Origin of the sequence: Pyruvatibacter sp. HU-CL02332 (assembly GCF_040362765.1) — a bacterium.
Lineage (GTDB): Bacteria > Pseudomonadota > Alphaproteobacteria > CGMCC-115125 > CGMCC-115125 > Pyruvatibacter.
The window spans coordinates 785062-797420 of record NZ_BAABWK010000001.1; the positions used below are offsets into that span (position 1 = coordinate 785062).

Annotated in this window: 9 protein-coding genes; 2 read left to right on the forward strand and 7 right to left on the reverse strand. The window is 59.3% G+C overall.

Annotated elements, in window-relative coordinates:
* Nucleotides 1-3: 3 nt before the first annotated feature.
* The 5 genes from ABXH05_RS03760 to ABXH05_RS03780 form a co-directional block, all read right to left on the reverse strand.
* Nucleotides 4-387: a hypothetical protein gene (locus tag ABXH05_RS03760; RefSeq protein WP_353559841.1), complete on the reverse strand. Its 384-nt coding sequence runs from the start codon at nucleotides 385-387 to the stop codon at nucleotides 4-6.
* A gap of 85 nt (nucleotides 388-472) precedes the next feature.
* A complete protein-coding gene (locus ABXH05_RS03765; RefSeq protein WP_353559842.1) occupies nucleotides 473-937 on the reverse strand; it encodes a DoxX family protein in 465 nt (154 codons plus the stop codon).
* Nucleotides 934-1743, reverse strand: coding sequence for an HvfC/BufC N-terminal domain-containing protein (locus ABXH05_RS03770; protein ID WP_353559843.1), 810 nt, complete (start codon nucleotides 1741-1743; stop codon nucleotides 934-936). The genes ABXH05_RS03765 and ABXH05_RS03770 overlap by 4 nt, the downstream gene beginning before the upstream one ends.
* Entirely contained in the window at nucleotides 1727-2707 is a 981-nt protein-coding gene (gene bufB / locus ABXH05_RS03775) for an MNIO family bufferin maturase (RefSeq protein WP_353559844.1), read from the reverse strand. The genes ABXH05_RS03770 and bufB overlap by 17 nt, the downstream gene beginning before the upstream one ends.
* A 58-nt stretch (nucleotides 2708-2765) precedes the next feature.
* Entirely contained in the window at nucleotides 2766-3062 is a 297-nt protein-coding gene (locus ABXH05_RS03780; protein WP_353559845.1) for a BufA1 family periplasmic bufferin-type metallophore, read from the reverse strand.
* Nucleotides 3063-4073: 1011 nt separating this feature from the next.
* Here ABXH05_RS03780 and gltB point away from each other — a divergent pair.
* Together gltB and ABXH05_RS03790 are read left to right on the forward strand one after the other, a co-directional pair.
* Entirely contained in the window at nucleotides 4074-8753 is a 4680-nt protein-coding gene (gene gltB / locus ABXH05_RS03785; protein ID WP_353559846.1) for a glutamate synthase large subunit, read from the forward strand.
* Between the two features lie 59 nt (nucleotides 8754-8812).
* Complete coding sequence (locus ABXH05_RS03790; protein ID WP_353559847.1) at nucleotides 8813-10240, forward strand: glutamate synthase subunit beta; 1428 nt, start codon at nucleotides 8813-8815, stop codon at nucleotides 10238-10240.
* 229 nt (nucleotides 10241-10469) lie between these two features.
* Here the strand turns inward: ABXH05_RS03790 and ABXH05_RS03795 are convergent, their stop codons facing one another.
* Together ABXH05_RS03795 and ABXH05_RS03800 are read right to left on the reverse strand one after the other, a co-directional pair.
* The gene (locus ABXH05_RS03795) at nucleotides 10470-10868 is read right to left on the reverse strand and encodes a hypothetical protein (RefSeq protein ID WP_353559848.1); all 399 of its coding nucleotides are present in this window, start codon (nucleotides 10866-10868) and stop codon (nucleotides 10470-10472) included.
* Nucleotides 10869-10883: 15 nt separating this feature from the next.
* Nucleotides 10884-12359, reverse strand: a complete 1476-nt coding sequence (locus ABXH05_RS03800; protein WP_353559849.1) for an MBOAT family O-acyltransferase — start codon at nucleotides 12357-12359, stop codon at nucleotides 10884-10886.

The window sequence follows — 12359 nt, forward strand, 5'->3', positions numbered from 1 at the left end:
CGCCTAGTGGCCACCAAGCCCGAGAAAGGTCAGCACCCCACCGACCACAAGCGCCAGCAGCCCCCAAAATCGGATGAAGTTGCCGCTCATCACCGGATTGAGAAGCCGCATGAAGGACGACCCGACAGCAATGAAGATCAGCCCTTCAATGAGTGTCGCCGCGGCCAGACCGGTGACGACCATCTCAAGTGGCGTATCAATTTTATGATGGGTCACCAGCAAAACGGCACCAATGAAAAATACCAGCACGCCGCAGACAAAAGAAAGCCCGGCGCTTTCACGCAGATCCGTCATCATGGCCCGGCTACGGTCAGGGGTCGCAACAAGGGCAATGCCCGCAGCAAGCATGTAGAGCCCAAATCCAAGGGCAATGGCTTCAGTCATCATGGGATTTGCTCCGCTATTGATTGATGTGTTTCAACCCTAGCAGCGCACCCTAACCCGACAGCCCGGTGCTGTCAGCGTGTCATGCCTATGCGGCGTATCGCTTGGCAATCAGATGATCGAGCGACAGCACACCCGGGCCACGAATGATGAGATACAGCATGCCAGTGGCCCACAGCAGGTGCAGGTTCCACGCACCGGGATAAACAAACGTCTGAATGACCGCCGTCATCACCAGCAGGCCCAGTGCACCAAATCGTGTGCCAAGACCCAAAATCAGCATGATCGGGAACACGTGCTCCGCAATGGTGCCCATGACCGCCGCCCAGTCGGACGGGATGAGCGGCAAAGCGTACTCATACTCGAACAGAAAATAGGTCGAGTCCTTGAGCGCAAAGCCATCAACCTTGAGCCGCGCTGACGTCCAGAAGACACCTGCCACCGCAACACGGGCGGCCACGGCAATCACCCATTCAGGCAGGGACGACATCAGCGCAATGACGCGCTGAACAAGTCCCGCCAGTCCATTGAGGGAAGTGGTTGCTGCAGTCATGACGTCACCTTTGATGTGTGGTCCGGTAGCACAAAGCTTCCGGCATTGAGCAGTTCGGCAAAAACGATCTGCGGATCGCCCTCAGGCTCTTCTTCAAACGCTGCAATCAGCGCACGGCCCAGGGTGGCACCACCCTGAACAGCACACAGAAAAGCGAACGCGCCCGGCGAGACCCGGCGCACCTCAACCTGCGCCTGCGGCCGCACCACAAAGATGCGTTCGTTGCGATCGTCTTCGGCAATTGACAGCACGCCATCTCGGTCAGGCTGGTTTGCCTGCCAGATGCGCGAAATGGGATAAGGCGACATCAAAAGTTGATGCGCTGGCGCAAGTTCAAGCACCAACCGGTCAAGCGCCTGCTCGCCCTGCACGTCAACAAATGCCTGGAGGTCCAGCGCGGTGAGCACGTCAGCATCCGCACCGTGATAGACCTTGTGCCAGGCATGCTCCAGCCGCGCGATATCAGGCAGATAGGGCACAGAGCGGGCGGGTTCAAAGCCTACCAGGAAGCCAGCAAAGTCCGGTGCAAACCCGATCAGGGAAGCAGCATCCGGCATGGAGCGCTCGAAATAGGCACGTGCCACGGCACGGAAAAACTCTTCACCTACAAGACGCTGGCAAACCGGATACAGCGCCGCCAGTGCATCTGTCAGGCTGGACGCGACATTATTGCGATAGACATCAAGCCGCGCACGATGGGGCAGCGGTTCATTGCCGATGGCCGCCAGGTCCAGCATCACCTGGCTGTTGGCCGGGTCGCGCAAGGCCGACGCAAAACTGGTCTGCAATTCAGCGAGCCGGGACATGACTCACCTCCTTTGTTGAAGTCTGTTTCAGCTTGCCGCGCGCGGTTGCAACTTCGCTCAGCAACACATCAAGCGCAGGCACGTCCTGGTCCCACTCAACAAGCGTTGGGCGCGGGCCAGCGACAGCGAGGAAATCGTCAAACAGCGTCCAGACATCCCCTGAGGGTGCCGAGCCATGGTCATCAATCTTGAGGGTGACGCCGCTGCGGTCATCATCGGAGTGGCCACCCAGATGAACTTCGCCAACAGCCTCAACATCAAACCGATCAAGGTAGTCACGCGGCGACGTTTGAAGGTTATGGGCGCTCACCACCACATTGTTGATGTCGAGCAGCAACCCGCATCCCGTGCGTTGCGCCATTGCGGAGAGAAACTCCGTCTCCGGAATATCGCTTTCTTCAAACGCCAGATAGTTGGACGGATTCTCGATGAGAATTTGGCGGCCCAGCGTCTCCTGTGTCTGGTCAACGTGGCGGCAGACAATGTCCAGCGCCTCTGATGTCAGCGTCACCGGCAGCAGATCATTGAAATAGGTGCCGCCATTTTCGCACCAGGCCAGATGCTCTGACACGAGGGCAGGCTCATAGCGATCAACAAGCGCGCGCAGATTTGCCAGGTGGTCACGGTCCAAAGGCCCCGCCCCACCAATCGACAATCCAATGCCATGGATCGAAAGCGCAAACCGCTCGCGGATAGCGGTGAGGTACCGGTGCGGCGCACCGCCGTCGCTGAAATAGTTTTCCGCATGCACCTCAAAGAAGTCCGCAGCACTGCCTTGCGAAAAGGCCTCAGACAAAATCTGAGAATAGTGCTGCGGCTTCAAAGAGGTACCCGCAGACGCAAGCTCAAGCCCGGGCGAGTCAAAAGCAGACTGCCCGGATGACCGCACGGATGTATTGGTCGCGAGGGGGGTGCGACCTGCAGCAGGGGTGTCAGCTGCAAACATCTCAGGGGAATGGGTCATCCGGGACATGCTTCTTACTCGTTGAACTGGAGCGGTGCGTTGTTCGACGTGTCAGGCGTTACGCAGGCACGTTGCTGTCGCTGTCTTCAAGCGACCCATTGCCGAACGGTGTTTCGATGGATGTGCAGGTGCCGGCAGGAACCAGCTTCCAGGCATTGGACTGATAATCGATCGTGGATGTGCCCTGGCATGAGGTGCCCGGACCGGCAGCGCAGTCGTTTTCACCGGCAAGGGCGACGCCGTAGCATTTTTCCATGTCAGCGGCGGCAGCAGGTGTGGCGGTCAGTGCGCCCATTGTGAGTGCGGCGGACAGGGCGCCGGCAGCGGCAAAGGCAGTTTTGGTTGCGGTCTTCATGGGGTGTCTCCTCTTGAGGTCATGGGGATCAGTGAGTTGGTCAGCGGTGTCTCTCACCGCCCCCACAACCTCGGAAACCAGCACCCAAAAAGGAACTCACGAAGCCGTCGCGTGGCCTCAAACACCTGTGATGACCGAGTGAAGACGTGCAACCGCTCCATGTCCGGCAGTCAGAACAGCTCGAGGACAGGCCACGCCGCGGTCATATGCGGGCGGTCTGTCGCCATGACGGATTCGGGAAAATGGTACGCAAGAGGCCCGCAGGCCGGACAAACGCGGCGGGGGACACCGCCGACCCGCGAGCACCCTTGCGACACTTCGACAGTGCCAAACCCGCCAAAAATTGGGAAATCACGACCCGTGTGAGTGCAGTAAAACGAGTGTGAGACCGCGTGAACAGGGCCGTTAACCGTGTTTACGCCCGGTTTTCAGCGGATTTTGGCGCGAAAACAGGCCAAAAACATGGAAAATTAACCTTTGCCACTGCGTGAAAAAGGTCATCATTCCTGACCTTGATTCAAAGGGCCCGTCTCTGGCACTATCCCCCGGCTTCGCAAAAGCCTGTCGTGACGTATTCATGCAGGCACAGCAAAGCGTGGGCAAAGGGGGCCGCCGCCTCAAATGAGCGGCAGCCAGACAGAGGACCTCCTGGGAGAGCGTCCCGGTCAGGTTCACCCTCAAGCCCTCACGGCAAAGGCTTTCGTAGTCGACACCCTCAGGTGAGCACATTGCGCTCACGCAAATCCAAAGGGGGGCGGCTCATGTTCGAAAGCCCCAAGGTCAATTTGTGACAAGGCGGCGTTCCGGCCGACCGCGTCCTCTTCTGCCCCGGTGTTTCAGGGCGTAGTGCAAGAGGACGGGCCATTCCGGTGACGCTGATTGTCGCGCGGACTTTTCGCTCCAGATTTGGAGCGGCCCCAGATTTCCGGGGGATAAGTCAAAACGGTTGGTTTTTTTACGGGCCTGCGCTGACATCGGCGCACTGCCCCGCAGTTTGAGAGGTTTGGCGGCATGACAAAGACCAGTGAAGGTCAGTTCCGTCCGGCAGGTATGCCCGCAGCAAGCGGCATGTATGACCCGCGCAACGAAAAAGACGCCTGCGGCATCGGCTTCGTCGCCAACATCAAGAACAAGAAGACTCACAAGACCGTTCAGGACGGTCTGTCGATCCTCTGCAATCTTGAGCACCGTGGCGCCGTAGGCGCAGACCCCAAGGCGGGAGACGGCGCAGGCATTCTCATTCAGATGCCGGATGCCTTCCTGCGCGCTGTCACCGCAGACCTGGGCTTCACGCTTCCCGCTGAGGGCGAATATGCGGTTGGCCAGTTCTTCATGCCCAAGGACGATGCCGACCGCGCCAACGTCATGGACCGCACGGAAAAAGTCGTGGCTGAAGAAGGCCAGGTTGTTCTTGGCTGGCGCGACGTACCGGTCGACAACTCAGACCTTGGCTATTCGGTTCTGCCGACAGAGCCCGTGCACATGCAGCTGTTCATTCAGCGCGGTCCCGGATGCGCAGATCAGGATGCGTTTGAGCGCAAGCTCTTCGTCATCCGTAAGGAAATCTGGAACCGCATTTACGCCGAAGACGTCAAACTGGCAGGCGACACCTATGTCACCTCCATGTCCTCGCGCGTGCTCAACTACAAGGGCATGCTGCTGTCTGATCAGGTCGGCAAATACTATCTCGATCTCTCCGACGAGCGCATGGTCTCGGCGCTCGCGCTTGTTCACCAGCGCTTCTCAACCAACACCTTCCCGACCTGGAGCCTTGCCCAGCCGTTCCGCATGATTTGCCACAATGGCGAAATCAACACCGTGCGCGGCAACGTCAACTGGATGGCGGCCCGCAAAGGCCCCATGCAATCTGACGTACTGGGTGATGATCTTGAAAAGATCTGGCCGGTCACCGTCGAAGGTCAGTCTGACTCGGCCTCCTTCGACAACGCGCTCGAACTCCTGGTGATGGGTGGCTACTCGCTCGCCCACGCCATGATGATGCTCATTCCCGAAGCCTGGGCCGGCCATGAACTCATGGACCCCAAGCGTCGCGCCTTCTACGAGCACCACGCAGCCCTGATGGAACCATGGGACGGCCCCGCCGCCATGGCCTTCACAGACGGTCGCCAGATCGGCGCCACCCTGGACCGCAACGGCCTGCGCCCTGCCCGTTACTTCGTCACCGACGATGACAATGTCATTCTCGCGTCAGAAATGGGCGTTCTTCCTTACCCGGAAGATCGCATCGTTGAAAAATGGCGTCTGCAGCCGGGCAAGATGCTGCTGATCGACCTTGAAGAAGGCCGCATCATCTCCGACGAGGAAATCAAGGAACAGATTTCCTCAATGGAGCCCTATCAGGAGTGGCTCGACGCCGCCCAGATCAATGTCGAGGATCTGCCGGACATCGGCGGCAACCCGCCTCAGCCAAATGTACCGCTGCTCAAGCGTCAGCAGGCGTTCGGCTACACCCAGGAAGACATCCGCACCCTGATGACTCCCATGGCCGCCACCGGTCAGGAAGCCATCGGCTCCATGGGTACCGACACGCCCATCGCGGTTCTGTCCGACAAGTCAAAGTCGCTGTTCAATTACTTCCAGCAGAACTTTGCCCAGGTTACCAACCCGCCGATCGACCCGATCCGCGAAGAGCTGGTGATGAGCCTCGTGTCGCTCATCGGCCCGCGTCCAAACCTGCTTGACCTGCACAAGCAGGGCGAGATGCGTCGCCTTGAGGTGCGCCAGCCGATCCTGCGCAACGAAGATCTGGAAAAGATCCGTGCCATCGGTGACATCGCGGACAACCACTTCCAGACCAAGACCCTGGACACCACCTTCGCGGCCGACCGTGGCGCCGATGGCATGAAGCCTGCGCTTGATGCCCTGTGCGAGCGCGCAGAGCGTGCTGTCAACGAAGGCTTCAACATCATCATCCTGTCAGACAGGCTGGTGAGCGAAGACCGTGTTGCGATCCCGTCCCTGCTGGCGACATCAGCTGTGCATCATCACCTGATCCGCAAAACCCTGCGCACCCGTGTGGGCCTTGTGGTTGAAACCGGCGAAGCGCGCGAAGTGCATCACTTCTGTGCGCTGGCTGGCTACGGTGCTGAAGCCATCAACCCATACCTCGCCTTTGAAAGCATGATCGCCAACAAGCATCAGCTTGGCGAAGACCTGGACGATGCAACCGTCAAGTCCCGCTTCATCAAGGCGGTCAACAAGGGCATCCTCAAGGTCATGTCCAAGATGGGCATCTCCACCTACCAGTCCTATTGTGGCGCCCAGATCTTTGACGCTGTCGGACTCTCCACGCAGTTCGTGCGTGACTATTTCTACGGCACCTCCACCAACATCGAAGGTGTGGGCCTGTCGGAAGTCGCGGAAGAAACCATTCAGCGTCACCTGCGTGCATTCTCCTCAGACCCCGTCCTGAAAAGCGCCCTGTCTGTTGGCGGCGAATACATGCAGCGTGTCCGCGGCGAAGAACACGCCTGGACGGCATCTTCCGTTGCCGACCTGCAGCACGCCGTACGTGGCAACAGCCAGGACAAATATAACGACTACGCCAAGGCCATGAACGACCAGTCCAAGCGACTGCTGACCATTCGCGGCCTGTTCCGTCTGAAGTCCGCAGAAGAAATTGGCCGCACGCCTGTCTCCATCGACGACGTGGAACCGGCACAGGACATCGTCAAACGCTTTGCAACCGGCGCCATGTCCTTTGGCTCCATCAGCCGCGAAGCGCACACGACACTGGCCAAGGCCATGAACCGCATCGGCGGCAAGTCCAACACCGGTGAAGGCGGCGAAGAAGTCGATCGCTTCACACCCCTGCCCGATGGCGACAGCATGCGCTCCGCCATCAAGCAGGTGGCGTCCGGCCGCTTTGGCGTCACCGCCGAGTACCTCGCCAACGCGGACATGATCCAGATTAAGATGGCGCAGGGTGCCAAGCCCGGCGAAGGCGGACAGCTGCCCGGCCATAAGGTCGATGCGGTCATCGCCAAGGTGCGTTACTCGACACCGGGCGTGGGCCTCATCTCCCCGCCCCCGCACCACGACATCTACTCAATCGAAGATCTGGCACAGCTGATCTACGACCTGAAGAACGTCAATCCGGCAGCAGACATTTCCGTGAAGCTGGTATCAGAAGTCGGCGTCGGCACGGTTGCAGCTGGCGTCTCCAAGGCGCGCGCTGACCATGTGACGATCTCAGGCTTTGAAGGCGGCACCGGGGCGTCCCCGCTAACCTCCATCAAGCATGCAGGCTCCCCATGGGAACTTGGCATCGCCGAAACACACCAGACGCTTGTGGCCAACGGCCTGCGTGGCCGTATTGCCGTGCAGGTGGATGGTGGCCTCAAGACGGGCCGCGACGTTGCCATCGGCGCCTTGCTGGGTGCCGACGAGTTTGGCTTCTCAACCGCACCGCTCATCGCGGCGGGCTGCATCATGATGCGCAAATGTCACCTCAACACCTGCCCTGTCGGTGTTGCGACCCAGGACCCCGTGCTGCGCAAGCGTTTCGTCGGTCTGCCTGAGCATGTCGTGAACTACTTCTTCTATGTGGCTGAAGAACTGCGCGCCATCATGGCGGAGATGGGCTTCACCAAGCTCTCCGACATGACCGGCCTGATGGATGCGCTTGATCAGACCGAAGCCGTTGCTCACTGGAAGGCGGAAGGCCTGGACGTATCCAAGCTCTTCGCCCGCCCTGCTGACAAGGAAGGCGTTGCCATCCGTCACTCCGAAGAGCAGCAGCATCCGATCCACGACATTCTCGACCGTCGCCTCATCGAACAGGCCAAGCCTGCCATCGAGAACGGCACACCGGTGACAATTGATACGTCCATCAACTCGATGGATCGCTCAGCCGGCGCCATGCTGTCTGGCCAGATTGCCAAGCATCACGGCCACAAGGGCCTGCCTCAGGATACCATCTCCGTGAAGCTGACCGGCACCGCCGGACAGAGCTTTGGCGCATGGCTGGCCCATGGCGTGTCCTTTGAGCTTGCCGGCGAAGCCAATGACTATGTGGGCAAGGGCCTGTCCGGTGGCCGTCTGGTCATCTACCCGCACCCCGACGCCAAGATCGTGCCGGAGAAGAGCATCATTGTCGGCAACACGGTGCTCTATGGCGCCATCACCGGCGAATGCTACTTCCGCGGCGTCGCAGGCGAACGCTTTGCGGTGCGCAACTCGGGCGCCATCGCCGTTGTTGAAGGCACCGGCGACCATTGCTGTGAATACATGACCGGCGGTGTTGTGGTTGTGCTGGGTGAAACCGGCCGCAACTTCGCAGCCGGCATGTCCGGCGGCATCGCCTATGTGCTGGATGAAGCAGGCGACTTTGAGCGTCGCTGCAACCTCTCAATGGTTGAGCTTGAACACATCACAGCCGAAGACGATGCCATGGAACGCATGGGCCACCAGGGCGGTGACCTTGAAACCCATGGCCGCGTTGACGTGAATTCGGACATGACGCGCTTTGACGCTGAACGTCTGCGCCAGCTGATTGAAAACCATGCACATCACACAGGCTCCACCCGGGCCCGCATGGTTCTCGACAACTGGGAAACCTATCTGCCGAAATTTGTGAAGGTGATGCCGGTCGACTACCGCCGCGCACTTGAAGAAATGAAGGCATCGAACACAAACGACGCAACTGCGTTCAAGGCCGCAGGCGAATAAGCCTGCGCCAAACGCAATCCGCGCCACGAAACGACTACAGACTGTGAAGGATAAGCCAGATGGGTAAAGTCACCGGCTTTCTTGAGATCGAACGTCAGGACCGCACATCCGCACCGGCATCAGACCGCGTACGGCACTTCCGCGAGTTCGTCATTCCCATGTCCGAAGAGGGCGTCAAAAACCAGGCAGCCCGCTGCATGGATTGCGGCATCCCCTATTGCCACAATGGCTGCCCGGTCAATAACCAGATCCCGGACTGGAATGATCTCGTCTATTCAGAGGACTGGGAGGAAGCAGCACGCAACCTCCACTCCACAAACAACTTCCCGGAGATGACCGGCCGCATCTGCCCCGCCCCGTGCGAAGCAGCCTGCACGCTGAATCTCATCGACGAGCCGGTGACCATCAAGTCAATCGAATGCGCCGTCGCGGACCGCGCAGCCGAAGAAGGCTGGATCCAGCCGCAGATACCCGCTGTCAAAACTGGCAAGACCGTTGCCGTTGTCGGCGCAGGTCCTGCGGGCATGGCATGCGCACAGCAGCTTGCCCGTGCCGGTCACGACGTCACGTTGTTTGAAAAGAACAACAAGGCCGGCGGCCTGATGCGCTATGGCATCCCCGACTTCAAGATGGAAAAGCACGTCATCGACCGCCGCATTGAGCAGATGAGCGCTGAAGGCGTGACCCTCAAGACCGGTGTCCACATCGGTGTCGACATCTCAGCCGAAGACCTGATGAAGGACTTTGATGCTGTCGTCATGTCTGGCGGCGCTGAAAAGCCACGCGACCTGCCAATCGAAGGCCGCGACCTCGACGGTGTGCACTTCGCCATGGACTTCCTGCCGCAGCAAAACCGTCGCAATGGCGACGAAAACCTCGGCAACGTCGCGCCCATCCTTGCAGGTGGCAAACGCGTGGTTGTCATCGGCGGTGGCGACACCGGCTCTGACTGCATCGGCACTTCCTTCCGTCAGGGCGCCGTCTCTGTCACCCAGCTGGAAATCATGCCGCAGCCACCTGAAAAGGAAGACAAGCTGATGACGTGGCCCAACTGGCCGCTGAAATTCCGCACCTCTTCCAGCCAGGCTGAAGGCGCTGACCGCGACTTCGCTGTCATGACCGCCAACTTCAATGGCGAAGACGGTCACGTGACATCGCTCACCTGCGTCAAGGTCGATGACAAGATGCAGAAGATCGAAGGCAGCGAGTTTGAGATCAAGGCTGACCTCGTCCTCCTCGCCATGGGCTTTGTCAGCCCCGTCCACGAAGGCATGATCGAAAGCCTCAACCCTGAAATGGACCCGCGCGGCAACGTGAAAGCCGAAACAGAAGGCGACAGCAGCTACAAGACATCCGTCGACAAGCTCTATGCCTGTGGCGACATGCGCCGTGGCCAGTCCCTCGTCGTCTGGGCCATCCGCGAAGGCCGCCAGTGCGCCCACACGGTCGACAAGGATCTCATGGGGTCAACGACGCTACCTCGCTAGGCCTGCGGACAATCAAAACTGCAAAAGCCCTTCAGCAATGCTGGAGGGCTTTTCTATTGCGTTGTCACCCGCATCCCCGGACTTGATCCGGGGCCTACTCGCATTTCACCTTGTCGAAGGGATCGAGGTCGGGCGGAAAGGCGGCTGCCAGACAAGCATTTGCTGCGGAGCGTTCGTTCTGAGAGTGGACCCCGGATCAAGTCCGGGGATACGGATGTGTTTTGGGCGCTTACTCAGCAACACCGCCGCGCAAATCATCTGGTGCGTCGCCCTGCTTCAGCCCGGCCACAAACGCATCGAAATCTTCCCATGTCGCATCATGCAGCGCGGTCACACTGTCATCCATGAGCGTGAAAAGCTCGGTCATGCCGTTCTTTTCCATCTGCTCATGCCACGCCTCACTCACCGCAATCACCGTGTCTTCCACAGGACCAATCGGCAGGCCGCGCACATAGTTCACCAGCGACGTCGAATGAAACAGCGCCAGAATGAACATGCCGAACAGCATGGAATAGAGTGCACGCTTGAACGTGCGCGTGGTTTCCTGCTCTGCGTTGAGGGAGGCCTTGGGCTTCATTTCAAAGCCGGGCTCGTAAGCGTCGGCTTCAGGATCGATATGTTCCATCATTGTCGAACGCCCTCCCTAGAACTGGAAATAGATGAATGGGGCAACGCCTTCAGGCGCCATGGCTTCAATGGCAAGGATGCCAAATCCAAGCATCAAACCCAAGACCGGCCACGGCGCGCGCTGCAACAAACGTCCTGCACCGCTTGCCCAGTTGGATGGCAGGAACTGACCGGCCAATGACAGCCCAACAAGGCCGACGATAAACGGCGTCGCGAATTGCGCAGGCTGCGACCAGTCAAAGATGCCAATCACATAGTCCCACGCGCCGGAGAATGTTGGCGCGCGGAAGAAAATCCACGCAAAGCACACGAGGTGGAACGTCAGGACGATACCCAGCACAGTGGCAAAAGAATTCTGGATGCCGCGACCGACCCCAAGGAAGAAGGCCACTGCCCCGCCACCATAACCATTGGTGTCCTTGTTCAGCTCTTCCCAGCGTTTGGTCAGCGCCCGCTCGACACCCAACATCGCGCCGTGGAAGGCGCCCCAGAACACGAATGTCCACGCTGCCCCGTGCCAGATGCCACCGAGGAACATGGTCAGGAACAAATTGCGATACGTCTTGAACGTAGAGCCGCGGCTGCCACCCAGCGGAATGTAGAGATAGTCCCGCAGCCAGGTGGACAACGAGATGTGCCACCGCCGCCAGAACTCCTGCAGGGAGGACGAGCGATACGGATGATCAAAGTTGCGCGGGAAGCGATAGCCAAGCAGCGCTGCTACCCCAATGGCAATATCTGAATAGGCCGAGAAATCGCAATAGATCTGCACCGCATAGGCATAGACGCCCAGCAACAGATCACCGCCGCCAAAGGCTGTGGGATCAAAGAACACATGATCCACCACTTCCGTCGCCAGATAGTTGGCAATCACCATCTTCTTGAAAAGGCCGACGAGAATAAGCACCACCGCCAGCGAGGCCATGCGGCGGCTCACATGGGGCTTGCGCTCAAGCTGCGGCAGGAAATGCGCCGCACGCACAATCGGACCCGCCACAAGCTGTGGAAAGAACGAGATGTAGAGGAAGATATCCAGCAGCGACCGCGAGGCGTCCACATGACGGCGATACACATCCACCAGATACGAGATGCCCTGGAAGGTGAAAAACGAGATGCCGACCGGCAGGATCACTTCCAGGAATGGCAGGTCCCGCTCGATGCCCCAGGCGGTCAGAATGTCGGCCAGCGAATCCAGGAAGAAGCCGTAGTATTTGAAGAAGCCCAGCACCGCGAGATTGAGCGCAATGGCAATACCCAGCACCCATTTGCGCGTGATGCCGTCATTCAGTCCGCCAATGACGCGGCCAGCCGCATAATTCAGCAGCGATGAGCCGGCGAGCAGCAGCGTAAAGCGCCAGTCCCAGTAGCCGTAAAAGAAGTAGGAAGCGAAGACGAGAACCAGCTTGCGCGCGTCCATGTCCCGTCGCAGTTCCCATGCAACTAGGAACACGATGACGAAGAACAGAGCAAAATCCAGTGTTGGAAACAGCAT

Bases quoted from the DNA above. Each gene is read 5' to 3' on its own strand.
- gltB (WP_353559846.1), top strand. From the start codon at position 4,074: ATGACAAAGACCAGTGAAGGTCAGTTCCGTCCGGCAGGTATGCCCGCA.
- ABXH05_RS03795 (WP_353559848.1), bottom strand. From the start codon at position 10,868: ATGATGGAACATATCGATCCTGAAGCCGACGCTTACGAGCCCGGCTTT.
- bufB (WP_353559844.1), bottom strand. From the start codon at position 2,707: ATGACCCATTCCCCTGAGATGTTTGCAGCTGACACCCCTGCTGCAGGT.
- ABXH05_RS03780 (WP_353559845.1), bottom strand. From the start codon at position 3,062: ATGAAGACCGCAACCAAAACTGCCTTTGCCGCTGCCGGCGCCCTGTCC.
- ABXH05_RS03760 (WP_353559841.1), bottom strand. From the start codon at position 387: ATGATGACTGAAGCCATTGCCCTTGGATTTGGGCTCTACATGCTTGCT.
- ABXH05_RS03765 (WP_353559842.1), bottom strand. From the start codon at position 937: ATGACTGCAGCAACCACTTCCCTCAATGGACTGGCGGGACTTGTTCAG.
- ABXH05_RS03770 (WP_353559843.1), bottom strand. From the start codon at position 1,743: ATGTCCCGGCTCGCTGAATTGCAGACCAGTTTTGCGTCGGCCTTGCGC.
- ABXH05_RS03800 (WP_353559849.1), bottom strand. From the start codon at position 12,359: ATGCTGTTTCCAACACTGGATTTTGCTCTGTTCTTCGTCATCGTGTTC.
- ABXH05_RS03790 (WP_353559847.1), top strand. From the start codon at position 8,813: ATGGGTAAAGTCACCGGCTTTCTTGAGATCGAACGTCAGGACCGCACA.